Origin of the sequence: Winogradskyella eckloniae, from assembly GCF_013249045.1 — a bacterium.
GTDB lineage: Bacteria > Bacteroidota > Bacteroidia > Flavobacteriales > Flavobacteriaceae > Winogradskyella > Winogradskyella eckloniae.
Genome location: NZ_JABRWP010000008.1, coordinates 62,982 through 86,638, shown reverse-complemented (window position 1 = coordinate 86,638; position 23,657 = coordinate 62,982). Strand labels below are relative to the sequence as shown.

Sequence of the window (23,657 nt, the reverse complement as noted above, 5' to 3'; positions counted from 1 at the left end):
CTTAAAATCTAAAGTGAGAGAATGCTTTATTAGCTTCTGCCATTTTGTGAGTATCCATTCTTTTCTTAACAGCCGCACCTTCTTCTTTAGCCGCAGCTAATACTTCTGATGCTAAACGCTGCGCCATAGATTTTTCGTTTCTCTTACGTGCATAGCCAATTAACCACTTCATCGCGGTTGAAACTTTACGGTCTGGACGAATTTGCATTGGAATCTGGAATGTAGCACCACCAACACGACGACTACGTACTTCTACGTGAGGCATTACGTTAGATAAAGCTTCTTTCCAAATTTCTAAAGCTGTTTTTTCGTCATCATTTTTTTTCTCTTCAACAATATCAATTGCATCATAGAATACTTTAAAAGCGATAGACTTCTTACCATCCCACATCATCATGTTAACAAAACGTGTTACTAACTGATCATTAAATTTTGGATCTGGTAAAAGCGGTCTCTTTTTTGCTGCTCTTTTTCTCATGTCTTCTTCTTAAAGTTTTAAATTACTTCTTAGGGCGTTTTGCACCATACTTAGATCTACGTTGCGTTCTACCTGATACACCTGCTGTATCTAAAGCACCACGAACAATGTGATATCTAACTCCTGGTAAATCTTTTACCCTTCCACCTCTAACCAATACTATCGAGTGCTCTTGTAAATTGTGACCTTCTCCACCGATGTATGCATTTACTTCGTTTCCGTTTGTTAAACGAACCCTTGCCACCTTACGCATTGCTGAGTTAGGTTTCTTAGGTGTCGTTGTGTAAACACGAGTACATACACCACGTCTCTGAGGACACGAATCTAAAGCAGCCGATTTACTCTTCTTGGTTATTTTGGCTCTTCCTTTTCGTACTAATTGTGAAATTGTTGGCATATATTTCTATATAAAATTTTATTAACCCTCACTTTTGAGGGCTGCAAAGGTAGGAATTAATATCTATTATTCAAACACTTGAGAATTAATTTTTAAAAGAATTATAAACTTTAGGTTTACTCCTATATATAATATTCTATTTTTACGTTACTATATGTGTTATTCTATTTAGTATTAATGTCTTTATACAACAAAACCGTTTTTATATTTTTTCTAGTGATTTTCACAACGCAAAGTGATGCGCAATCTCTAAAATTGAGGGTTTTAGGAGAAGATGATCAAAAAACGAAGGTCATAGACTCATTAGGTTATCAAAACGATTTTATCAATTACTCTAAATTACAACTTGAAGTTGAACGTTTAAAAAACACACTGACTCAGCATGGCTTTATTGACACTTCTATAGAAGACATTGTAAAAAAAAATGATTCTTTATTTGAAGCCAACCTCATTTTAGGGCAAAAAATCAACACCGTTAGGATCTTTTTTGACAAAAAGTTCATTAATAAATACCCTAACCTAATCCAAACCACAACGCAAAACCAATATATTGATATTAAGATTGAAGATCTCGAAAGCCACCTCCTTTCGTTAAATTCTAAAATTGCAGAAGATGGTGATCCGTTTTCAACATTACAACTTACCCATTTAAGAAAGTTAGAACCTGATTTGATTTCTGCGAACATAAAGGTTCAATCTAATCAGAAACGCCGTATTGACAACATTATAATTAAGGGCTATGATAAATTCCCCAAAGCCTATATTAAGCATTTTTTAAAATTAAAAACTGGTAATTCCTTTAATTTAAATACCATAAAAAACAAAATAGATCTATTAAATGATATTCGCTTTGCGTCTAAAATTAAAGATCCTGAGGTGCTATTCACTAAAGACTCGACCACATTATACCTTTATATAGAAAAAACTAAAACTAATAATTTTGATGGGTTTTTAGGGTTTGGTACAAATGAAGACACTAATAGACTAGAATTTGATGGCTACTTAGATTTAAGGCTAGTAAATAATCTCAACTATGGCGAAACCTTAAACCTACTTTATAAAAGTGATGAGATTGACCAACAGACATTTAAAATTGATACAGACTTACCCTATTTATTTTCTACACCTATCGGTATTCAAGTTGGTTTAAATATTTTTAGAAAAGATTCTACGTTCTTAAACGCCAATCAATATGCTAAAGTAAATTACCAGATTAACAACCGTCATAAAATTGGAATTGGAATAACATCTACAAACTCGACTAATCTTCTAGAAAATGACACTAACACTCTAAATGACTATACCACCAATTATTATACCTTTGAATACAATTATATAAAGTCCCAAGAGCACGACCTCTTATTCCCTATTAACTTTTGGTTTAATTTTTCGGCAGGCTATGGCGATCGCAACACAGACATTAGCTCTGAGAAACAAAATGTTTTTAATTTAGAAACATTCAAAATATTTAACCTTAATGCAACTAATAGCATTTTTGCAAAACTAAGTGGAGCATCATTAAACTCAAATGATTATCTAGACAATGAACTATTTCGCTTTGGAGGGATTAATTCTATTAGAGGTTTTGAAGAAAACAGTTTAACTGCAGATCTCTATGGTGTCATAAGTACAGAATATAGATATAGATTAAGTTCCAACATCTATATTAATTCTGTTTTTGATGCCGCGTATTTAGAAAACTCAATAAATAATGCTAAAGAAAAATTGTTTGGATTCGGTCTTGGTTTTGGTCTTTTAACCAATGCTGGACTTTTTCGTTTTAATTATTCTAGTGGAAAAACAGAAAATAGAGCTTTTAAATTATCAGATTCTAAAGTTCATGTGAGTTTAACTGCGACTTTTTAATTCTGTTTCAATACATTTGCACATAACACCTAACTAATCTTTAGCATATATTATATACATGAAAGACGAAACCACAATTTTTGGTATTAGAGCAATTATTGAAGCCGTAAAATCAGGTAAAACTATTGATAAGGTTTTTATGCAAAAAGGATTGCAAGGCGATTTATTTAAGGAATTGGAAAACTTAATTCGAGCTGAAAGTATTAATTCCTCATATGTACCAGTAGAAAAATTAAATCGTTTAACTCGAGGTAACCACCAAGGCGCTGTTGCTCAAATTTCGCCAATTGCGTTTCATGATATTGATGAGATGGTCATGCGTGTTATTGAATCTCAAAAGACGCCTTTATTTTTATTGTTAGACCAATTAAGTGATGTCAGAAATTTTGGTGCCATTGTTAGAACCGCAGAATGTACTGGAGTTAACGGAATAATTATTCAAAAAAAAGGTGGTGCACCTATTAATGGAGACACTATTAAAACAAGTGCTGGTGCCATTTTTAAAATTCCAATTTGTAAGGTAGACCATATAAAAGACGCTGTGTTTCATATGCAATCTTCGGGCATTAAAGTTATAGCTGCTACGGAAAAAGCAAACAATTATGTATATGATGTTTCCTTTAAAGAACCTTGTGCTATTATTATGGGCTCTGAAGGCAGAGGCATTAACCCTTCCGTTCTAAAAGTAGTTGATGACCAAGCTAAACTTCCTATTTTGGGCGATATTGAATCCTTAAATGTATCTGTGGCTTGTGGTGCGTTTTTATATGAAGCTGTAAGGCAGCGTAGCTAAGAAACTAGGTTTAAATATTCTGTTAAGGTTTAAATCCCTTATTCGTTATTCTTTTTAAAAGTATAATGGATAGATACGTTAGTCTTTAGACTTGTATTTACCTGATGTTGTTCTGGTCGTAGTTTTGACATGTCATCAGGCTCAATATCTTCTGGCTCTATCTCTATAAAATTACCATTCTCATCAAAGTGTTTCATAAATGGATCATCATCTTCATTATAATGAGGTTCTTCCCATTTGTAACGTTCTGGCTTTGCTATTTGTTTTCTAAAAATTAAGGCAAATAATAAACCTGTTATTAATCCAGACAAATGACCTTCCCAAGACATACCAGCTTTTATAGGAAACACATACCAAATCATACTTCCATAAAGAAAAATCACTAATAGAGACAATGCAATTAGGCGATAATGTTTAGCAAAAATGCCTTTAAAAAAAATAAAACTAACCAAAACATAAACCAAGCCACTAGCTCCAATATGATTTCCACTACTGGCAATTAACCACGTTAATGTTCCGGATATTAGAATACCAAAGCCAATGACTTTCCAGGCAATTTTGTTATAAAAATAAAACAACGCTAAACTCAGAACAAAAAGCGGAATTGAGTTATTATAAATATGGTTAATATCGCCATGCAAAAATGGACTTGTTACTATACCTAATAAACCTTCTAGCTCTTGTGGTCTAATACCAAAGTTTTTTATACTTCCATCAATTCTTACTTGATACCAAAATACCAGCCAAATAGCAAATAGTAGTAGCAATGGGTAAACAATGATGCTATTAGAATATTTAAATTGTTGGGTATTGTTCATATTAAAAATCTATTTCAATTTTATATCCAAAATGGAAATGTCTGCAAAATTGGCAGAGTAAATGACGAAACCAACCGTCTAGAATATGGAATTAACGAATTAATTGAATTCAAAACAAAAGCATTTTGTAATTTTGAGCTTATGAACACACCCTTAGCAGAACGTCTTAGACCAAACACTTTAGATGATTACCTAAGTCAACAGCATTTAGTTGGCAAAGATGGTATGTTGTATCAGCAAATTAAAAGTGGTGTTATACCATCTATGATATTTTGGGGACCTCCTGGCATTGGAAAAACTACATTGGCCAACATAATAGCCAATGAATCTGAACGTCCATTTTTTAAGTTAAGTGCTATTAACTCTGGTGTTAAAGATATTAGAGACGTTATAGATAAAGCTAAGAAAAGTGGTGGTTTATTCACTGCTAAAAATCCTATTCTATTTATTGATGAAATTCATAGGTTCAGCAAATCTCAACAAGATTCGCTTTTAGAGGCTGTAGAAAAAGGATGGGTAACGCTAATTGGTGCAACTACTGAAAATCCAAGTTTTGAGGTCATCTCTGCACTTCTATCTCGATGCCAAGTTTATACTTTGAATGCTTTTAGTAAAGCTGATTTAGAGGCGTTATTACAACGTGCTTTAAAGGAGGACGTAACTCTATCTAAATTAAACATTGAACTAAAAGAAACGGAAGCTTTACTGAGAATCTCTGGTGGTGATGCAAGAAAGTTGTTAAATATTTTTGAGCTTCTAGTCGCGTCATTTGAAGATGATAAAATCATTATCACTAATGAACTTGTGACCAAACAAGTGCAGAACAAAGCTGCTCGGTATGACAAAACAGGCGAACAACATTACGATATTATTTCTGCATTTATTAAATCTATACGTGGTAGCGACCCTAATGCTGCTGTTTATTATTTAGCACGAATGATAGAAGGTGGAGAAGACGTGAAATTCATTGCAAGACGATTATTAATTCTCGCAAGTGAAGATATTGGTAATGCCAACCCAACAGCATTGGTAATTGCAAATAATACATTTCAGGCTGTTTCTGTTATTGGTCATCCTGAATCTCGAATAATATTAAGTCAGTGTGCAACTTATTTAGCGAGCTCTGCAAAAAGTAATGCGGCTTATGAAGCCATTAATAGAGCTCAACATTTAGTGAAAGAAACTGGCGATTTATCGGTTCCGCTAGCCATTAGAAATGCGCCAACAAAACTAATGAAAGAATTAGGATATGGCGATAACTACAAGTACTCTCACAGTTACGAAAACAATTTTGCTGCTCAAGAATTTTTACCTGAAGTAATTGCAAACACCCAATTGTACAATCCGGGAAATAATGCGCGTGAGCAAGCACAGCGCAATTATTTAAAGCAGCTTTGGAAAGATAAGTATGGCTATTAAGTTTTAGAATTTAATATTGATAGACTTTTGCTCTTTGAGCTCTCCATTATTTTCAGAATAATACCAAAAACCATCTTGTTTAAATACAATTGCACTTTTTCCTTTTACCAGAAATACATGCTCTGCTGCAGTATTTAGAAGAATCATCACAACCCTTGGCTCTGAATTTACCAATTGAAATCCATTAGAAATCTCCTGTGCATAGTATTTTTCATTTTTAAAAGTCGCTGATTTATTTGAAGTCGCTACCTGCTCCTCTATTTTGGTATCAGACTTCAGTGTGCCTTCCATAGCTGGTTCTTTTTTATCTACTTCAGAAGCTTTAGTTTTAGTCTCAGCAACAACAACTTTTGTCTCTGTCATTACAACATCTTCTTCTTTATTTTGAACATCTCCTGAATACTCATAGTCCATATTTTGAAAAGTTTCAAAAGCTTCTCTCAACGCTTGTACGTACGCTTTATCATACGTCTTTAAACGAGATTCGCCTACTTTAGACGTCATTACTACAGCATCATAACAATCTTTGAGCATCATTTCTAATTTGGTCTTAAACATGCCACTTTTTTCATTAGACACCTCAACCTTTAGCCCTTTACATAATTCGCTTTTTAAATGCTCTGGAATTTCATCAACAAAATACGCTTCAAATCCATATTTATTAAATAAAAATTTAGTTAACGAATTTAATTGATACTGATCGTCTGATTTAGAAAACTCATATGAATTCGGAACAATGATAAATTGATAGCTATTGATATCGTTTTGAGCAAAGCCATATACACTTACTAGAATAAATGACATTGTTATAATTAGGTTCTTATACATTTTATTGCTTTTATAAATGATTAAATAGTGTTTTTAATTCGGTAACTCTGTTATACTTTATGGAATCACTTTGATTTTTATAATCAAAATGAATGGTTTTCATACCTATGTTATGAGCGCCTTCAATATCTGCTTCAAGGCTATCGCCTATCATTATACTTTCTGATGCTTTTGCATTGGCTAAATTTAATGCAAAATTAAATATTTTTGGATTAGGTTTTTTAACGCCTACCATTTCAGAATTAGTAACAGTTTCAAAATAGTGTCTAATATTTGAAGTTGCCATTTTCTTTTCTTGAGCCTCTTCAAAGCCATTAGTTATAATATGTAGTGTGTATTTTTTCTTTAAATAATCTAAGGTTTCAAAAGTGCCATCAAACAAATGATTGAAAGTGGATAGATATTCTATATAAGCATCAGACAATTGATTAATTGTAGAATCATCAACGTGCATACTAATGGCATCAAACGCATCTTTTAACCTGCCATATCTCAACGCAGATTTTGATACTTTTTCTTCTCTATACAATTTCCAGTAGGTTAAATTAATGGGTTCATAAACGGATAAAAATGTGTTCACGTCTGCATTAACATTATGTAGTTTAAAAATTTTTTCAAATGTTAAGGCAGAATTTTTATCAAAATCCCACAGCGTATGATCTAAATCAAAAAAGACATGTTTTATGCTGCTATTCATTCCACGGATTCTAATATTAAATTAAATAGAGATCGAAAGCCGTCCCAACGCTCTAAATCACTAAAAGCATAGTTATGAAACACCGGAACAAATGTACCATTCACTGCCTTTACTTCGTTTATAATTTTTTGTAAATGTTCTGTTTTGTCTAATTTAGAATTGTACTTCAATAAACTAAAATCTAAACATTGGTACGGATTAATTCTCAATGGCGTTTGTACTTCGTAATCCAAATCATAAAACTGAAATGGCGTGCATGTTCCTGCTCTAAACCCTAAGGTATTAATGTAACCCATGGTAAAATCTTCATTAATTTCTAATTCTACTAAATTACGATAAGATGTTGGTAAATTTAACTTAGAAAACGAATGCCGTACAGCTGTTAAACCTGTATGTGTAATGGCTTCCATTTTAAGTTTTTCTTGTTTTAATACGTCTATAGTATCTAAAGCAAAATACGATGCTTTTAAACCGACATCACAATAGTCTGCCACTGATTTTATAAGTGAAACAAATTGCTTTTTATTAGTATTTATGTTTTTGTCGTAGGTAGAGTATTCGCCTATCAAAAACAAAACTGTAAACTTAAAATTGTATTGTTTTTGTTTTCTTATAATCCATTTAAAGGTATCATAAGGATCGCGTTTAAAACCCATTATAACTAAATATCTTAAATACAACTGTTTTAATTTAAAACGTCTTAAGTCGTTTAGCGAACCTCCTACGGTTCTTAATAAACCTTTATTTTTAAAATAATAGGCTACTGGTACATCTATTACTGGTTTTACTTGATATGTACGCTGTGGAAAATTAAATTCTGAAAATCGTTCTTTTAAAACCGCTTTGAGGTTAAATGCCCAAATATCAATCACAGGTTGATGAAGAAAGTTGTTTTTATAGGCTACACTTTCTGTGGCTAAAAACCTCCCATAGTCATCCTTTACGTGTGGCAAATATTCTTCGTATCTGCTTAATAAATAAAAGGAAGCTGCAAAAATATCAAATGGTAAATCACTGCGTTCTCCAGTTGCAAAAAACCCTTTTGTTTTTCCCCATGGCTGCACATTGACTTCAATATCCGACAACCCTGTTTCGAACAACAAGGTATTACTTCTTACAAACAACTCATGACTTAACGGTTGCTTTGCATAAGACATTTTAAGACTGTCGTGTGCTATAAAATCTTCAACTTTAGACGTAAATCGCACCTCAATACCCAAAATGCGTTTACAAATATGCTTAAACGTATAGGTAACTCGCGGTGTAATTTTATGTGTATAAACTAATAGCATATGGCTTGGCGCATTCCAAAACGTTAAAAATAACAAATTCCAAAGTTGAAATAACCAAATTGGATGGTTATGTTTTCATTTTTCAGCAACAACCAGCTTAAAGAATACTTTCATCTGCAAAACTATAGTAGGCGTTCTCAGTAATAATTAAATGATCTAATACTGAAATATCTAAACTTTGTGCCGCCAATTTTAGTTTGTTGGTAATATCCTTATCCGCTTTACTCGGAATTAGCGTACCTGACGGATGATTATGTGCCAAAATTAGTGCCACTGCTCCTACTTCTAGTGCATTTTTAAGGACTAACCGAACATCTACTAAAGTTCCTGTAATGCCACCTTTACTAAGTTGATTTTTTTTAATGACTTTATTTGAATTATTAAGATATAGAATCCAAAATTCTTCATGAGGTAACTCACCAATAATTGGTTGCATAACATTAAATACTGAACGGCTTGAGGTAATTTTATCTAATTGAAGCGCCTCTTCTAAACGTCTTCGTTTACCTAATTCTAGAGCTGCTGTAATTGTTATGGCTTTGGCTTCACCGATACCTTTAAATTCCATGAGTTGGGTAAGTGATAATTTCCCTAGCGCATTTAAGTTATTATCCACACTCGCAAATATGCGTTTACATAGCGCAACTGCACTTTCGTCTTTATTACCCGAACCAATTAAAATTGCAATTAATTCCGCATCGCTTAATGATGCTTTCCCTTTATCTCTTAATTTTTCTCTTGGCTGATCGTCAAGTGACCAATTTTTAATAGAAAATGAATTTGGTTTTTCTGACATGCATTAAAGATAAAAAATTGTAAATTTCAAGTATCATTTTTTCCATAAAAAATTACCCGTAAAATTGTTTTAATAATACTCTGTTATAAATTGACTAGATCTTCAAATGAATTATCCACCAAAGCATCATCAAGACGACAATCGCCAGCATTTAATTGAAGTGATAAAAGCCTATCCTTTGGCTACCGTAATTTCGGTGCACAACAACCAACCGTTCATTACCCATTTACCATTAATTTATGATAATGAAACACTCATAGGACATATTGATATTCATAATCCGCAGACTCAATTATTAAAAGACAATAACGATGTTACTATCATTTTTGGAGGTCCAGAATGTTATATTTCGCCTAGTATTTATTCTACAACTCAATTACCAACTTGGAACTATATTAAAGTTCATCTCAAAGGAAAAGTCGACGCTATAAAAGACAAAACTGCGCTAAAACAATCATTAATTTCCATGACTGAATTTTTAGAAGCTCCTGAACACAAATACGTTTTGGAACCTGAAAATCCGAGGTTAGACAAAAATTTAAAATACATTGAAATGTTTAAAATTTCTATTACCAATTGGGAAGGGAAATTTAAACTTTCTCAAGATAAAAAACCAACAGACATCGCTGCAGCGCGTTCAGAATTAATAAGATCTAACCATGCACATATTGAACAATTCCTAGACCGTGTTTTTAAATGAAAATCATTCTAATAATCCATATAGTAGCAACCATATTTATGACAGGTTTATGCTGGTTTGTACAACTCGTGCATTATCCTCTGTTTAGAGCCATAGAAACTGATAAATTCCCAAGTTATGAACGCAAAAATGCCATAACAGGTATAATAACAGTCCCTGTAATGATTATTGAATTAATTACAGGACTCATTTTACTTTACAATTTTCAAGATAGCCTGCACGTATTAAATATAGTTGTGTTGGCTTTTATATGGTTAAGTACTTTTATTTTTCAAGTTCCTATCCATCTAAAATTAATGTATAAAGGGTCGCCTCAACTAATTACTAAAGTGATTAGAACAAATTGGATAAGAACATTAAGCTGGACAGTAAGAACACTTTTGTTAGCCTATCTATTATGGACATTAATCATTTTTTGATTGGTAATTAATAATTCGTATATTTTAGTAAAAATTTTCAACTCACAATTATTACGCTATGAAGAATTTAAAAAAGGAAGATATTAAACAAGAAGTGTTTGACCTATATGATGATTACGCACATAACAAACTCAACAGAAGGCAATTTGTAGAAAAACTCTCATTATACGCTGTAGGTGGTGTTACATTATCTTCATTAATGAGTTTTATGTCTCCAGACTACATTAATACCTTGTTAGTACAACCCGACGACCCAACCTTAGATTCTAATTTTATTACATACGACTCTCCAAAAGGAGGAGGCACAATAAAAGGCCTACTATCACAACCTAAGGCTAACAAAACAAAATTACCAGGTGTTATTGTGGTGCATGAAAACAGAGGTTTAAATCCATACATTGAAGACGTTGGAAGACGTACTGCAAAAGAAGGTTTTATTTCATTAGCACCAGATGCTTTATCACCACTTGGAGGCTATCCTGGAAATGATGATGATGGTAGAGCCATGCAAAAAAAGAGAAACCAACAAGACATGCTTGAAGATTTCATAGCTGCATTTAATTATTTAAAAAATCACGACAACTGTGATGGCAATGTTGGTGTGGTTGGATTTTGTTTTGGTGGTTGGATTTCTAATATGATGGCTGTTCGTATACCAGATTTAGCAGCAGCTGTTCCTTATTACGGCAGACAACCCGAAGCAGAAGATGCTGCCAAAGTCACAGCACCACTTTTACTTCAATATGGCGAATTAGATACTCGCGTAAATGCAGGTTGGCCAGCTTATGAAGCTATTTTAAAAGCAAACAACATTGAACATACCGCTTACATATATCCCAATGTTAATCATGGATTTCACAATAACACAACGCCAAGATATGACAAGGACGCAGCAACATTATCTTGGGAACGAACCATTGCGTTTTTCAAAAAACATTTAAAATAAACATGAAGTTCAATGCCTTGACAACCAGTTTTATTTTTGCATTTTGCTGCATTGTTTCGGCACAACAAAAAGAATACAAACCGGTACAGTTTCCTAACGAATATACCTCTCAAATAGATGTTGTTTATAAAACCGTTGATGAATGGGAAGGTCGTATAGACTTGTACTCCAATCAAAATGCAAGTACACCAACACCCATTTTATTAAATATTCATGGTGGTGGTTGGAATCATGGCGAAAAAGAATCCCAATCTGGTTTTGGTTCTTTTTTTAAAAATGGGTATGCGGTTGCTAATGTAGAATATCGATTAGTTGATGTTGCACCTGCACCTGCTGCGATAGAAGATGTACGATGTGCTTTAATCTATATCTATAACAATGCGAAAGCCTTAAATATTGACACCAATAAAATAGTAATTATGGGTGGATCTGCAGGAGGTCATTTGGCACTAATGGCAGGCTTACTTGGCAACAACTCAATCTACGATGCAAACTGTACATACAAAGGCGAATTAAAAGTCGCTGCTATTATAAATAAATATGGTGTCACTGACTTAGTACCACTAAAGACATGGAAATCTGCTAAACGATGGTTGGGAGCGCAATATCTCAATACAGAATTCACGCAATCCGTGTCTCCATTGTATTATGTCACAAAAGATAGTCCACCAATATTTATTGTGCATGGTGATGCAGATCCTATTGTGCCTTATTCTCAATCTGTAAAACTTTATGATGCTTTAGTAAAACACAAGGTGGTCACAGAATTTTTATCCATACCCAATGGTAAACATGGCAAATTTAAAAACGAAGACAAAAAACTATTTAAAACTAAAATGTGGCAATTTCTTAAAACACTCAACTTATCCAACCTCTAAATAAAGTGCAGTTTTACTGTACTAGATAAGACACTAATCGTCTTTTTATTTTTGGAATATCTTCACTCATCAAAGAAGATGTGTCATAAACCAAACCAATACCATCCGCATAAAAAAAGTGATCTACGGCATTCGCCTGCTCGCCATTAGATTGTATGGCATAGCGCTGAGAATATGTACTTTCAAACGTGCCTGCTTCTACTGTAATTTCATTATCTGCAGCTACCAATTGGTCGTAAATCGTAGCAAAACCAAGTTCAGTATGTGTTCTGGCAGAGAAATCATTATTGGCATATTTTATTTTTCCGTTATCCCAAACTAAATAACCTATAGAATCTCTTAACAATTCAAACTGTTCGCCATTAGGATTACAAAATGTCATGCCATTTTCGTTACCTGTAGTAAAGTGTCTAAATTTATAATATGTGTTTCCGTTAATGAATTCTGTACCAACGATACTTACCGAATCAATGACGTTTGTGTCATCATACGCTTGCGTACTATTATTATACTTGTAGTTTTTATAAACCCATTGGTTACCAACCGAAAGTGCATAAAAATTAGAATCAGGATTTTGAAAATTCTCGTCATTATCAGGAGCACAAGACGACACTAAAAGAGCGAAAAAAAAGACATAAACGATTCGTTTCATAACTTTTGTGATTGATTATTGGTTGAATCGTAGTACTGTTTTATACGCAATTGGTTAAGGATTGATACTTTTACCAACGTAAAAAATTTAAATTTATTATTTAAGCATCAAGATTTGACTTTCTAAAATAAATCAACGACATTCGTTTTTTAACTTCCTTAAAAATCATAACCTAAAATGTCCATTACACTTTTATCATCGCCATTACAAGGGTTTACTGATTTTAGATTTAGAAATGCATTTAACCATTATTTTGGTGGTATTGACACTTTCTATGCACCATACATACGATTCAATAAAAAGCTAATCATAAAAAACTCTTATCAACGCGATTTAAAACTCGAGCATAATACCGAACTTGAGGTTATTCCACAAATAATGACGAACAGTGCAGATGAGTTTCTGTTTGTCGTAGACTATATTCAAGAATTGGGTTATAAAGAATTGAATTGGAATTTAGGTTGTCCTTACCCAATGGTTACCAATCGAGGAATGGGTTCTGGATTAATTTGTGATCCCGAAAAAATCAATCACATTTTAGATCGTGTCCATTCTGAAACTGATATTTTAGTCTCTATGAAAATGCGCATGGGTTATGAAAATCCCGAAGAAATCTTACACGCCTTTCCTATTCTAGATGCTTATCCCTTAAAAAATATTGCCATACATGCTCGTATTGGTAAACAACTTTATAAAGGTGGTGTTAATTTAGATGCATTTCAAAAATGTATAGAGAGCACCAAACACAAATTGTATTATAATGGCGATATTACTTCTGTGGCTAAACTCAAAGCGATGCAAACAAGATTTCCGAGTATAGATCATTTTATGATTGGTAGAGGACTCATAGCAGATCCGTTTTTACCAAGTATGATTAAAAATGATACCACAGAATATCCTAAAAACCGATGGGAAATCTTTAGAGAATTTCATGACACCATTTACCATCAATACGACGAAGCCTTATCAGGACCAACACCAATAAAAATGAAAATGCAAGGCTTCTGGGAATACTTTGCGCAGTCGTTTTCTAATCCACAAAAGACGTTTAAGAAAATTAAAAAAGCGAATAATCCAAGAGCTTACCAACAAGCTGTTGCTGAGATTTTAAAGAATGGATAAGCGTATAGTCTTTAAAAATTTAGCTATATTTCTTCCGTATATTAATTATAAAACGGTCGCTTTCGAATTCAAATAATTAAAAAAATGGAATTTGATAAAAACATCTTATCCTTTTTAAAGCCTAAATTAATAGAGGAATTAAAAGATAAATCTTTACTAAAAGAATTTCCAAAAGGCACTGAAATTTTAAGAGAAGCACAATACGTAAAAGTTATTCCAATTGTACTCAATGGCCTTGTTAAGGTTTACTCTAGATTTGACGAAAAAGAGCTACTACTCTATTACATAGAACCTGCTCAAAGTTGTGTAATGACATTCTATGCTGCTCTTAAAAATACGCCGAGTAAAGTATTTGCTACAACAGAAGAAGATTCAAAAATATTACTAGTTCCTGTTGAATATCTACCTATTTGGCTTAAAGAATATCCAGATTTCAATGAACTCTTTTTCAATCAATTTAATTTACGCTATTCAGAATTATTAGATACCATTGGCCATTTACTTTTAGACAAAATGGATAAGAGGCTTTTTGACCATATAAAAAAGAAAACTGAGCTAACGAATAGCAATTCAATAAAAATGAGTCATAGTCAATTAGCAAACGAACTCGGCACTGCAAGAGAAGTTATAACCAGAGTTTTAAAAAAACTAGAGATTGATGAAAAGGTAATACAAGTATCTGGCGAAATAAAAATTATCAACGACTGGTGACTACGGTCACTGCACAGCTTAAAAATGCCCATTACTTTTGTCTCGCAATGATGCAACAACATTTAAAATTAACATAAGATGAAAAAAAACATGGGTAACACTGACAAAATCATAAGATTTGCAATTGCTATAGTAGTAGGCATTTTATTCTTTACAGGAACAATTTCAGGAACATTTGGCATTATATTATTAGTATTAGCAGGTGTTTTTGTACTAACTAGTCTAGTTAGTTTTTGTCCGCTGTATACTATCTTCGGCTTAAGAAGTTGTCCTATTGAGGAAAAGAAATAATTAATACTATAGAACCCTTAATTTTTTGATGGTATTTAAATCAGTATCGCGTACTATTTGATTTTCAAATATGCACACGATACTGTACTTGTTTCAACCTACAACCAAAATATTCAACTTCCGCTTTAACAAGTTATTTATAACAATAGATCTTTTATAAAAATAACAGAAATACTTAGTGCATTATCGATTAATAAACTTTTCACAAAAGACCACGTAAGGCTTTCAACAAAAACCCAACTAACGTATCTTTGCATCCCATTAATTAGTGGAAATTATGAAAGCACCAAAGCTATTAGATTATATAAAAGACGTTTTAAAAAACAGGCCAAGTGATTGGTTAGATTTAACAACGCATCGTTTAGATATTTATAATGAAAGTTTGGCTAAAACGCAGTTTTTAGATGAGTTTGAAGCCTTATATACGAACAATAATTCTGAAAAATCTGCACTTTACGATTTACCAACTGCCTACGATTACATTAGGTTAGGTCATCCTTTATCTTCTGTATTAGAATGGACAATCGCCAAAGAACATGACTTAAAATCGGAAAGCGTTATTAGTTTTTCATCGCAAACGGTTCCTGTTTTATCTGTTTTAAGAGCAAATTTATTCAAGAATAAAAACACTCAAATTTTATATACAAATGCATTACCAGCATCTTTTGATCCAGACCTAATAAAACGCATCTACGGTTATAATTTTGAACTTAAAAAAGTAGAACGCTTAGAAGATGTTACGATCTACGATGGAAGTACTATTTTTATTTCAGAATACAACACTATTGAAACAATTGAGCTTAATCCTAATGTTGATTTCTACATAAATCTTTATCCAGAATTAGGTAGTATTTTAGTAATTAATGGAGCTAAAAATAAGCACTATATTTCAGATATTCAGCATGTGAGACGTCGTGAAACAATTGCAATGACGCCTTCTAATTGCTTATTAGCTTTAAATTCGCTTACTGAGCAAACGGCATACAACGTAAAACATACTAATCCTAACGACAAAGCAAATGTTTTACGAGAGATCAACACTATAACAAATTCGGCATCGCAAGCGGTTGTTGGTTCTAGTGGTTTATCTATTCAATATGCTATAATGATGGGATTAGTTCATACAGCATTGGACCATCACAAAGGCAAAGCAATTAAGTTTATTGTACCAACCAATTGTTATGGTGGCACTAATGACCAAGCCAGACGTGTTGCCGCATGTTTAGACCATGTAGATGTTGTAGATTTAGAAGTAGATGGCGACAATGACATGGTAAACAGCATTGATACCGTTTTAAATAAAGTCGCAGAAGAAAATGCAATTCCGTATATCATTGCAGAAATCCCAACCAATCCACGTGTTGAAGTGCCGGATTTAGAAGCGCTTAATAATGTTTTAAGTAAAGTACGTAAAACAGCCTCTGGAGAAACAGCTATTGATCCTGTTTTTATATTAGACCAAACATTCTGTCCTAATGTTCACTTTTTAGGTGAAAACGACACGCTTGCTGCGGTAAGAACCATTTCGTATGTGAGTGGTTCTAAATTTCCAAGTGGTGGAAAATGTACCGCTGGCTATTGTGTTGCGAATAAAAAGGCTGAAGATCTAATGGCTAATATAGGTTTACATTTAGACCTTTGTGATAATGAAGCCACAGCACTTCAGTACGAAATATTAGCAAAGCAAATGCCATCAATGAATCAAAGAATTGCAGATGCTTATACCAATACTAGAGCATTTGTAAATTTTATACATGACCACTTACCAGGCGCCAAAATTAATTTTGTATCAGAAGAATTAGCCGAACAAGGGTTTACACCATCTGTGTTTTCTTTAGACTTGCCAACCAAAGGCGATACAGCTGAAGAAAAGGAAACGTACAAAAGAGCACTGAATCATAAATTAATTAATTTAATGATTACCAAAATACCTGATGAGAGTAAATATTGCGTGAGTTATGGCCAACTAAAAGGTGTGTATTGGACCATACCTGCAACCTCAACACAAGGCACCACAAAAGAAGGTGACAAAGATTATATTGCCAGAGTTGCATTATCGCCAGATATGGATTTGGAAATGCACAAATCTGTGTTTTTAGAATTTGTACAAGGGATTTAATCGATTGTCAGTTTGGGCGCAGTCGAAGACAATTAAAATTACATTGTATTTCGACTGCGCTCAATGTTAAAATAGTGCTATCAAATAATATATTAAATCATTCTGAAAACCGAATCGTCAGTTCGAGTGATTTTACTTTTTAGTAAAATTGTATCGAAAACCTTTAGGTTTAGAAATGGTTCTCGATACATTTATGCATTTTACGTTGCACTACAAATGAATAAACACTCGAACGGACAACAAAATAAATATTAATACTCAATACCGTAATACAATGGAAATTTTAGAATGGATACAAGATTGGTTTAAATCTAATTGTGATGGCGATTGGGAACATGGAGACGCCATTCAAATAACAACCCTAGATAATCCAGGTTGGGATGTAGAAATAGACATCTCAAAAACTTCAATTGCCAATCTAGAAATAAAATGGGTGCTTAATGAAAATGGTAAACAAGATTGGTATGGAGTGAAAATTCAGAACCAACGTTTTAGAGCTGCAGGTGACGCGAGTAAATTAACTTATCTACTGAACTTATTTAGAGAAATGATTGAGAAAATTGAGAATGAGTAGCGAGAAAATATCTACTCAAATCGCTCCGTAATATTAATTGGATACAGCAATCTTATACGATTCCTTTCTTCGTAAAGTTTCTTGTCATAACTGAATCGATTAAGGCGAATCGATGCGTCTATCTCATCATAATTTTCAGTATTTCGTAATTCCCGAACTGCAATTTTATGCGCTGATAATACGTTAATATAATCTTGATAGGTTGTAGAATCATTGTAAATGTATTCAATAACAGTTGACTTATTTATATGATTTTTTAATGTTTTTGAAAGCCTATTTAATGGCACTTCGACATTTTCAATTTCTATTCGATTAGAAATATTTAAACTCAGTGTATCTTGAAACTTAAGTTTGTTATAAAAGTCTATAAACGGAATTCTAGGAGGTTCTCCTTCAAGCATTGGTAATTCTTTAATTAATGAATGAGAAATTCTATGTTTCAACTCCCTATTAAAAAATCTTGAAGATATTTCGTCCTCATTAGCTATTTCGTAGATAATGCTTAGCTGACTCGCTGTCAACACTTTTAATTCAAACTGTTTTATATACTTAATTGGCAAATTCTTATCTGCCCTTAATCTTAATGACATTCTTGATTGATGCATCTCCGGAACATAATCTTCCCATTCCTTGATATAACGATATACATCATTTAATTCTATATTTCCATTATAAGAATTAAAAAGACCAACTTCAGTTTTGGTAACAAAATTCATTTTAAATATGAGATTGTCATAATAGTAATTGTCATTATTATCGTATTGATATATGCTAGATGGCACATCAATTGAAGGATTCTTAACTAGCATGGTTTCATCAATAGACTTATAATTAACAATATCAATACGACTTAAAACAAAAGTCAAAACTCCTATTGTAAGCAAATGAAGCAACTGAATTTTCCAACGTCGTTTTTTAACGATAAGAATTAAACTCTTCCATGAATCTAAATACAGAACTATAATTAACAATAAAGAAGGCAACATAAAATTTATGATAAATGCTGAGCCCATTAATTCCTCGGCAAATATTCCAAATAAAAACCATAGTTTTGTAAACCAATGCATAAAGTTTACTCCCAAAAATGATTGGTCATTTATAATTCTATTTCGTTTATTATTATGTCTTGAAAAGACGTTTTGCGTGCGAGAAAACAAATAACTTACTCCTATTGAATTCCCAATAATCATTGATAAAGAGGCAAAGAAAAGATTATACAATTTCCTGTCTTCTTCTGGAACCACAATAGGTCTATTCTCTAAATCAAGAAAAAACATTCTGTTTGTTTCTCTCAACACATAATAAAAACAATAAAGGATAATCGCAGAAATCAAGCCAAGTAGAATTGACAAAACAATTTTATTTATTGAAATTGCTTTGAAATTTATGTCGGAATCATAAAAGAGGTGCTTAAACTTCATACATGAGAGTTATAATATATGAGTCTAATAAACAGTTGAATTGTTACTAACTAATCCCTAAAACCCAAGAAAACGAAAGAACCCTTTAAAAAAACCATCTTTCTTATCATCTGTCGATTCTGCTTCAGACTCTTCTGTAATTTCCTGCTTTATATCTTGTTGAAATTCTATAATAAAAACACCAAAATTGTCTAATGTTTTGTGAGCATTACCCTTATTTAAGGTCATTGGAAATGTAATTTTATGCGTACGATCTACTATACCTCTTTTTAAAATTTCACTAAAATTCTCAACATCTTTTATGATATAATTTACACCTTCAGGAACATTATATTCTGAAAAATCTACCGTCACGTCCTCTTCATTTTTTTGAAACACAACAACTCTATATGTGTTGGGTTGATATTCATTTTGCGTGATATCTAAAATAGGCTCAAGATTAAATTCTCTAAAACTCTTCCATTGACTGTTGGGATCTAAGTTAATTTTAGATTGCCAACTTTTTAGCGTATATCCTTCAGTTTTAGAGCGTCTAAATGCACTTCCTTTTTTTGTGAAATATAAATTATAATTAAAATTCCATTGCTCAGGACTAAGACTAAAAAGATGTATATAACCTGAGTAAATCTTATTATTAGTTAAGGTTAAAGATTTGGCATAAGCGATTCTAAGTGCATTATTTCTACCAATAATAATATTGTTATCTACCAGTACATTCTCAATTGGAGCACCTTTATTAAAACCAAGGGTTAACGATGCAGCATCTCCATTTATTACATTCGATTTAAAATCAGTATTGTGATATAATATATTGTTTTTTACCACAATATTTTTCGCAATATTAACACCATCTCTATCGTCAGTAGCTACAATAATATTATCTACGGTTCTGTAGTTTGAAGGCAAACCACTATTAAAAATAACATTATTATCTAAAGTTACATTTTTTACCCAATCTGTTGTGGCATGTTTTGTGGCAGACCAAACTTCGACACCTTTATAATAATTATTAAAGATAATATTGTCCTTTAACACTCGTGTTTCTGTATCACTATTATTCTGAACATAAAATCCTTCACCTGCTCCTTTGCCTTCTGGTGTTAACATACCATTATTAAAAACATAGCAATTGGCTATTAAAGTGCCTCCTGTGTTTTTCCAAGTACCAAAACCAAGACCTGGATTATTATAAATCATTAAGTTAATAAACTTACAATTTTCGCCTATTAGATGATTAATACCTGCTACGCCTGCTTTAAGACCACCGTTTTTATCTATTTGCCTCGAAAATTCGCCTAACCACGTTATTTCAAAATTTTTAAAAATAACGCGAGTACTTCTTACTTTTAAAGTCTGTGGTTCGGAAGATTCCACATTACCATTTAGAACAACTTTATCATTTTTGTAAGCACTTACTGTGATGTATTGATCTTTAATTGTACAATTTAAGGTGCTAGAATAACGGCCATGATAAACACCGTCGTGTAACCAAATAGTATCGTTTCCGTTTACAACGTCTGAAGATTGACTTAATGCCGTTTGTAAGTCCCAAGGGTGTTGCAAACTTCCATTTCCAGATGGTGTTCCCGGTGTTTCTTTATGATCTTTTGGAAACACATGAAACTCTTGCTGCGCAATACCAACTAAAAACCCAAAACTAAATACTAGTGTTAATACTATTGTCTTCATGCTTTCAGTTTTGCAATTACTATACCACTATAAAAAAGAAGAGTTGGTCTAAATACCTAAATGATACTAAAACAACTTATTTACCTCATCAAAATCTAAACCACCATAATTACCAGAACTCATGAGAAGCAATGATTTATTATCAAAATTCTGTGAGAACAGAAAATCTTTAAACGCTTCTGGATTGGTGTAAATAATTAAATCATCGCGCTCAAAAGCATTAGCGATTTGGTCTTTAGTTACCTCATCTAGCTTTTTTATTTCAACCGCGTGTGGCGAATAAAACACCACTGCAACATCGGCTGCATCTAAAGCACCTTTATATTCTTTAAGAAATTCTGCATTAAGACTACTATAGGTATGCAACTCTAAACAAGCAACTAACGTTCTATCATTATACTGTGCTTTTACGGCTTTTGTTGTAGCCTCAACCTTACTTGGCGAATGTGCGAAATCTTTATAAGCTACGCTGATTTTTGATGCTGCAATTTTCTCTAGTCGTTTACTTGCACCTTTAAATGTAGCAATAGCTTCGTAAAAATCATCTTCATCAATTCCCATATGTTGGCAAATCCATTTGGCACCAGCTAGGTTGTTTAGATTATGTGCACCAAACACCTCAATTGGCATTGGTCCTTCTGGTGTTTCTAATAATGTTTCGCCATTTTCAACTGTATATTCTGGTGTATGGTAAGCTATTTTGCGCAGTTGATTTTCTGAGGCTTCCACTACGCGTTTTACCTCAGCATCTTCTTCGTTATAATTAATACTTCCACCTGTAACAATAGAATCTACAAAAATGCTGAATTGTTCTACATAGTTTTCATAGGTAGGAAACACATTAATATGATCCCAAGCAATACCACTTAACAACGCAATGTTAGGTTTGTATAAATGAAATTTTGGTCGTCTATCAATTGGCGAACTTAAATACTCATCGCCTTCTAACACAATAAAATCATTGTGCTCCGTTAGTTTTACCATAACATCAAACCCTTCGAGCTGTGCACCAACCATGTAATCTACATCTCTATCATGGTAATGTAATACATGCAATATCATTGAGGTTATGGTTGTTTTTCCGTGACTACCTCCAATTACAACACGCGTTTTGTGCTTGGATTGTTCGTATAAAAATTCTGGGTAACTGTAAATTTTTAAACCCAATTCTTGGGCTTTTAGCAATTCAGGATTATCAGCTTTAGCATGCATACCTAAAACAATAGCATCTAAAGAATCAGTGATTTTTTCTGGATACCAACCAAATGTTTCTGGCAATAATCCTTTAGCTTCTAATCTTGATTTTGAAGGATTAAAAATTTCATCATCACTACCTGTGACTCGATATCCTTTATTATGTAATGCCAAAGCTAAATTGTGCATTGCAGCACCACCAATTGCAATAAAATGTACGTTCATGTAACAAATATCAAATTAGAAAATCCAAATTCCAAATAATAAACAGTTTTTCTCGCTAAGACCGCCAAGTGCAAAATAATTAGTGCTAATTTCTGTACTTAGCAAATTTCAGAAACCTTAGATCTGCGTTAATAAATACGCTTCGTAATTCATCTTAGAAGATAACTTTGTATTGTCATTGTGTACAAGAATGATTTCAATTCACACTTACAAAGTTGCTTTAAAATCTATAAAAGCATCAATATCTGGCAAACCTGAAATCGCTTTATCAATCCAAATTAAAGCTTCGTCTGTTTGCTCTAAATGTTTATATATCTGTGCCAATCTGTAGTAAGCCCATTCTTTGGGCACACCATCCTTAGCAGAATGATTTTTAATATACGTCTTTAGCATTGCCTCACCTTTATCTAGCTGAATATTATAGTCTGCACACACCTTTCCTATTTGATAATGCATTGCGTTACGTTGATGTTTATCATGAGCTTCTTCTAGATTTTCAATAGCCTTTTTTGGTTGTTCTTGGTCTTCATAGAAACCTGTAAGTTTTTCATAACAGGTTAATGATCCACCAACCTCAATGGCTAATCTATAGTTTTTCTCAGCGAGCTCTGGCTCATCATCATATTCATAGACGTAGCCCTTTGCCAAATAACCGTCTACTTTAGATAATTCTTCGAGTTGATTGGCATACATCAATGCTTTAGAAAAGCTACCACCAACAATGCCAGGAAGTGACACATACAATTCTACTAAAGCCCATCGTGTTTCAATATGCGTAGGGTCTAACTGAGCGGCTTTTAAAAAGGCATTCTTTACATCTCCAATTATACCTAAAGCTTCAATTTTACTAATGCTTAAAGCTTTCATACCTAAAGCACCACCATATTTATAATGATAGTTAGCATTTTCTGGTCGTTTTTGTTTTAGCTTTTGATATTGCTCTATGGCTTTGTCCCATTTTTTTTGATAGCCATAAGCATCACCTAAAAGCTCAAGCCCTTCCAAATCATCTGGATGAGACTCTAAGAACAAAGTCATTTCTGTCTGTGCTTTTACAAATTCTTTTTGCGCAATAAACGCTTTAGCGTCCTCTATAGAGGTTTGAGAATAACTTATAGTTGATACGAGTAAAACAAATAAAAATCTATACATGTTATATCATTATTTTAAAACAATTTTGCTTTTTAGCTTTATTTATGGGAACTCTAAGACCGAACAACTTAATGCTTTGATTGTCTTTGGAGTAGAATCCCAACAGTATAATCACAAAAATACAATTTAATAACGCTAGGTTTCCTCAACAAATTGTTAACTTCACTCAACGAAATAAAA

24 protein-coding genes are annotated in these 23,657 nt (G+C 32.8%); 12 read left to right on the top strand and 12 right to left on the bottom strand.

What is annotated here, in order from left to right:
- Window position 1 precedes the first annotated feature (1 nt).
- Window positions 2-478: a 30S ribosomal protein S7 gene (gene rpsG / locus HNV08_RS13305; RefSeq protein WP_173281840.1), complete on the bottom strand. Its 477-nt coding sequence runs from the start codon at window positions 476-478 to the stop codon at window positions 2-4.
- Window positions 479-500: 22 nt separating this feature from the next.
- Window positions 501-875 (bottom strand): 30S ribosomal protein S12, encoded by a 375-nt coding sequence (rpsL, locus tag HNV08_RS13300; protein ID WP_019386263.1) that lies wholly within the window; start codon window positions 873-875, stop codon window positions 501-503.
- A gap of 177 nt (window positions 876-1,052) precedes the next feature.
- On the opposite strand from rpsL, the gene HNV08_RS13295 reads away from it, so the two are divergent.
- Together HNV08_RS13295 and rlmB are read left to right on the top strand one after the other, a co-directional pair.
- The gene (locus HNV08_RS13295) at window positions 1,053-2,741 is read left to right on the top strand and encodes a BamA/TamA family outer membrane protein (protein WP_241697226.1); all 1,689 of its coding nucleotides are present in this window, start codon (window positions 1,053-1,055) and stop codon (window positions 2,739-2,741) included.
- Between the two features lie 58 nt (window positions 2,742-2,799).
- A complete protein-coding gene (rlmB, locus tag HNV08_RS13290) occupies window positions 2,800-3,534 on the top strand; it encodes a 23S rRNA (guanosine(2251)-2'-O)-methyltransferase RlmB (RefSeq protein ID WP_173281839.1) in 735 nt (244 codons plus the stop codon).
- Between the two features lie 38 nt (window positions 3,535-3,572).
- Here rlmB and HNV08_RS13285 read toward each other — a convergent pair whose 3' ends face one another.
- Window positions 3,573-4,352, bottom strand: a complete 780-nt coding sequence (locus HNV08_RS13285) for a rhomboid family intramembrane serine protease (RefSeq protein ID WP_173281837.1) — start codon at window positions 4,350-4,352, stop codon at window positions 3,573-3,575.
- 141 nt (window positions 4,353-4,493) lie between these two features.
- On the opposite strand from HNV08_RS13285, the gene HNV08_RS13280 reads away from it, so the two are divergent.
- Entirely contained in the window at window positions 4,494-5,771 is a 1,278-nt protein-coding gene (locus HNV08_RS13280) for a replication-associated recombination protein A (protein WP_173281835.1), read from the top strand.
- Between the two features lie 3 nt (window positions 5,772-5,774).
- On the opposite strand, the gene HNV08_RS13275 is transcribed toward HNV08_RS13280, so the two are convergent.
- The 4 genes from HNV08_RS13275 to radC all read right to left on the bottom strand — a co-directional run bounded on the left by HNV08_RS13275 (window position 5,775) and on the right by radC (window position 9,384).
- Complete coding sequence (locus HNV08_RS13275) at window positions 5,775-6,575, bottom strand: hypothetical protein (RefSeq protein WP_173281833.1); 801 nt, start codon at window positions 6,573-6,575, stop codon at window positions 5,775-5,777.
- A gap of 34 nt (window positions 6,576-6,609) precedes the next feature.
- Entirely contained in the window at window positions 6,610-7,296 is a 687-nt protein-coding gene (locus tag HNV08_RS13270) for a YjjG family noncanonical pyrimidine nucleotidase (protein WP_173281831.1), read from the bottom strand.
- Window positions 7,293-8,588: a polysaccharide deacetylase family protein gene (locus HNV08_RS13265; protein WP_173281830.1), complete on the bottom strand. Its 1,296-nt coding sequence runs from the start codon at window positions 8,586-8,588 to the stop codon at window positions 7,293-7,295. The genes HNV08_RS13270 and HNV08_RS13265 overlap by 4 nt, the downstream gene beginning before the upstream one ends.
- 97 nt (window positions 8,589-8,685) lie before the next feature.
- Window positions 8,686-9,384 (bottom strand): RadC family protein, encoded by a 699-nt coding sequence (gene radC / locus HNV08_RS13260; protein ID WP_173281828.1) that lies wholly within the window; start codon window positions 9,382-9,384, stop codon window positions 8,686-8,688.
- A 106-nt stretch (window positions 9,385-9,490) separates the two neighbouring features.
- On the opposite strand from radC, the gene HNV08_RS13255 reads away from it, so the two are divergent.
- Genes HNV08_RS13255 through HNV08_RS13240 form a run of 4 tightly spaced genes read left to right on the top strand, consistent with a single transcriptional unit; the run spans window position 9,491 to window position 12,327 of the window.
- Window positions 9,491-10,084 (top strand): FMN-binding negative transcriptional regulator, encoded by a 594-nt coding sequence (locus HNV08_RS13255; protein ID WP_173281826.1) that lies wholly within the window; start codon window positions 9,491-9,493, stop codon window positions 10,082-10,084.
- A complete protein-coding gene (locus HNV08_RS13250; protein ID WP_173281824.1) occupies window positions 10,081-10,503 on the top strand; it encodes a hypothetical protein in 423 nt (140 codons plus the stop codon). The genes HNV08_RS13255 and HNV08_RS13250 overlap by 4 nt, the downstream gene beginning before the upstream one ends.
- A gap of 58 nt (window positions 10,504-10,561) precedes the next feature.
- Window positions 10,562-11,449, top strand: coding sequence for a dienelactone hydrolase family protein (locus HNV08_RS13245; RefSeq protein WP_173281822.1), 888 nt, complete (start codon window positions 10,562-10,564; stop codon window positions 11,447-11,449).
- Window positions 11,450-11,451: 2 nt separating this feature from the next.
- Window positions 11,452-12,327 (top strand): alpha/beta hydrolase, encoded by an 876-nt coding sequence (locus HNV08_RS13240; RefSeq protein ID WP_173281820.1) that lies wholly within the window; start codon window positions 11,452-11,454, stop codon window positions 12,325-12,327.
- Between the two features lie 13 nt (window positions 12,328-12,340).
- Here the strand turns inward: HNV08_RS13240 and HNV08_RS13235 are convergent, their stop codons facing one another.
- Entirely contained in the window at window positions 12,341-12,979 is a 639-nt protein-coding gene (locus tag HNV08_RS13235) for a hypothetical protein (protein WP_173281818.1), read from the bottom strand.
- Between the two features lie 177 nt (window positions 12,980-13,156).
- Between HNV08_RS13235 and HNV08_RS13230 the strand changes: the two genes are divergently transcribed.
- From HNV08_RS13230 to HNV08_RS13210, 5 genes are all read left to right on the top strand, one after another.
- Window positions 13,157-14,101 carry a tRNA dihydrouridine synthase gene (locus tag HNV08_RS13230; protein ID WP_173281817.1) on the top strand — a complete coding sequence of 315 codons (945 nt, stop codon included), beginning with the start codon at window positions 13,157-13,159 and terminating at the stop codon, window positions 14,099-14,101.
- Window positions 14,102-14,185: 84 nt separating this feature from the next.
- A complete protein-coding gene (locus HNV08_RS13225) occupies window positions 14,186-14,812 on the top strand; it encodes a Crp/Fnr family transcriptional regulator (RefSeq protein WP_173281815.1) in 627 nt (208 codons plus the stop codon).
- Window positions 14,813-14,890: 78 nt separating this feature from the next.
- A complete protein-coding gene (locus HNV08_RS13220; protein WP_173281814.1) occupies window positions 14,891-15,103 on the top strand; it encodes a YgaP family membrane protein in 213 nt (70 codons plus the stop codon).
- A gap of 277 nt (window positions 15,104-15,380) precedes the next feature.
- The gene (locus tag HNV08_RS13215; protein WP_173281812.1) at window positions 15,381-17,222 is read left to right on the top strand and encodes a PLP-dependent transferase; all 1,842 of its coding nucleotides are present in this window, start codon (window positions 15,381-15,383) and stop codon (window positions 17,220-17,222) included.
- A 274-nt stretch (window positions 17,223-17,496) separates the two neighbouring features.
- Entirely contained in the window at window positions 17,497-17,796 is a 300-nt protein-coding gene (locus tag HNV08_RS13210; protein ID WP_173281811.1) for an immunity 53 family protein, read from the top strand.
- 11 nt (window positions 17,797-17,807) lie between these two features.
- Here HNV08_RS13210 and HNV08_RS13205 read toward each other — a convergent pair whose 3' ends face one another.
- The 4 genes from HNV08_RS13205 to HNV08_RS13190 form a co-directional block, all read right to left on the bottom strand.
- Window positions 17,808-19,073 (bottom strand): hypothetical protein, encoded by a 1,266-nt coding sequence (locus tag HNV08_RS13205; RefSeq protein WP_173281809.1) that lies wholly within the window; start codon window positions 19,071-19,073, stop codon window positions 17,808-17,810.
- 201 nt (window positions 19,074-19,274) lie between these two features.
- Complete coding sequence (locus tag HNV08_RS13200) at window positions 19,275-20,906, bottom strand: right-handed parallel beta-helix repeat-containing protein (RefSeq protein WP_173281807.1); 1,632 nt, start codon at window positions 20,904-20,906, stop codon at window positions 19,275-19,277.
- Between the two features lie 66 nt (window positions 20,907-20,972).
- Window positions 20,973-22,325 (bottom strand): UDP-N-acetylmuramate--L-alanine ligase, encoded by a 1,353-nt coding sequence (locus HNV08_RS13195; protein WP_173281805.1) that lies wholly within the window; start codon window positions 22,323-22,325, stop codon window positions 20,973-20,975.
- Between the two features lie 207 nt (window positions 22,326-22,532).
- Window positions 22,533-23,477, bottom strand: a complete 945-nt coding sequence (locus HNV08_RS13190) for a tetratricopeptide repeat protein (RefSeq protein WP_173281804.1) — start codon at window positions 23,475-23,477, stop codon at window positions 22,533-22,535.
- Between the last annotated feature and the right edge of the window lie 180 nt (window positions 23,478-23,657).

Excerpts from the sequence above, each read along its gene's own strand:
- rpsG (WP_173281840.1), bottom strand. The coding sequence starts at position 478 with ATGAGAAAAAGAGCAGCAAAAAAGAGACCGCTTTTACCAGATCCAAAA.
- rpsL (WP_019386263.1), bottom strand. The coding sequence starts at position 875 with ATGCCAACAATTTCACAATTAGTACGAAAAGGAAGAGCCAAAATAACC.
- HNV08_RS13295 (WP_241697226.1), top strand. The coding sequence starts at position 1,053 with ATGTCTTTATACAACAAAACCGTTTTTATATTTTTTCTAGTGATTTTC.
- rlmB (WP_173281839.1), top strand. The coding sequence starts at position 2,800 with ATGAAAGACGAAACCACAATTTTTGGTATTAGAGCAATTATTGAAGCC.
- HNV08_RS13285 (WP_173281837.1), bottom strand. The coding sequence starts at position 4,352 with ATGAACAATACCCAACAATTTAAATATTCTAATAGCATCATTGTTTAC.
- HNV08_RS13280 (WP_173281835.1), top strand. The coding sequence starts at position 4,494 with ATGAACACACCCTTAGCAGAACGTCTTAGACCAAACACTTTAGATGAT.
- HNV08_RS13275 (WP_173281833.1), bottom strand. The coding sequence starts at position 6,575 with ATGTCATTTATTCTAGTAAGTGTATATGGCTTTGCTCAAAACGATATC.
- HNV08_RS13270 (WP_173281831.1), bottom strand. The coding sequence starts at position 7,296 with ATGAATAGCAGCATAAAACATGTCTTTTTTGATTTAGATCATACGCTG.
- HNV08_RS13265 (WP_173281830.1), bottom strand. The coding sequence starts at position 8,588 with ATGCTATTAGTTTATACACATAAAATTACACCGCGAGTTACCTATACG.
- radC (WP_173281828.1), bottom strand. The coding sequence starts at position 9,384 with ATGTCAGAAAAACCAAATTCATTTTCTATTAAAAATTGGTCACTTGAC.
- HNV08_RS13255 (WP_173281826.1), top strand. The coding sequence starts at position 9,491 with ATGAATTATCCACCAAAGCATCATCAAGACGACAATCGCCAGCATTTA.
- HNV08_RS13250 (WP_173281824.1), top strand. The coding sequence starts at position 10,081 with ATGAAAATCATTCTAATAATCCATATAGTAGCAACCATATTTATGACA.
- HNV08_RS13245 (WP_173281822.1), top strand. The coding sequence starts at position 10,562 with ATGAAGAATTTAAAAAAGGAAGATATTAAACAAGAAGTGTTTGACCTA.
- HNV08_RS13240 (WP_173281820.1), top strand. The coding sequence starts at position 11,452 with ATGAAGTTCAATGCCTTGACAACCAGTTTTATTTTTGCATTTTGCTGC.
- HNV08_RS13235 (WP_173281818.1), bottom strand. The coding sequence starts at position 12,979 with ATGAAACGAATCGTTTATGTCTTTTTTTTCGCTCTTTTAGTGTCGTCT.
- HNV08_RS13230 (WP_173281817.1), top strand. The coding sequence starts at position 13,157 with ATGTCCATTACACTTTTATCATCGCCATTACAAGGGTTTACTGATTTT.
- HNV08_RS13225 (WP_173281815.1), top strand. The coding sequence starts at position 14,186 with ATGGAATTTGATAAAAACATCTTATCCTTTTTAAAGCCTAAATTAATA.
- HNV08_RS13220 (WP_173281814.1), top strand. The coding sequence starts at position 14,891 with ATGAAAAAAAACATGGGTAACACTGACAAAATCATAAGATTTGCAATT.
- HNV08_RS13215 (WP_173281812.1), top strand. The coding sequence starts at position 15,381 with ATGAAAGCACCAAAGCTATTAGATTATATAAAAGACGTTTTAAAAAAC.
- HNV08_RS13210 (WP_173281811.1), top strand. The coding sequence starts at position 17,497 with ATGGAAATTTTAGAATGGATACAAGATTGGTTTAAATCTAATTGTGAT.
- HNV08_RS13205 (WP_173281809.1), bottom strand. The coding sequence starts at position 19,073 with ATGTTTTTTCTTGATTTAGAGAATAGACCTATTGTGGTTCCAGAAGAA.
- HNV08_RS13200 (WP_173281807.1), bottom strand. The coding sequence starts at position 20,906 with ATGAAGACAATAGTATTAACACTAGTATTTAGTTTTGGGTTTTTAGTT.
- HNV08_RS13195 (WP_173281805.1), bottom strand. The coding sequence starts at position 22,325 with ATGAACGTACATTTTATTGCAATTGGTGGTGCTGCAATGCACAATTTA.
- HNV08_RS13190 (WP_173281804.1), bottom strand. The coding sequence starts at position 23,477 with ATGTATAGATTTTTATTTGTTTTACTCGTATCAACTATAAGTTATTCT.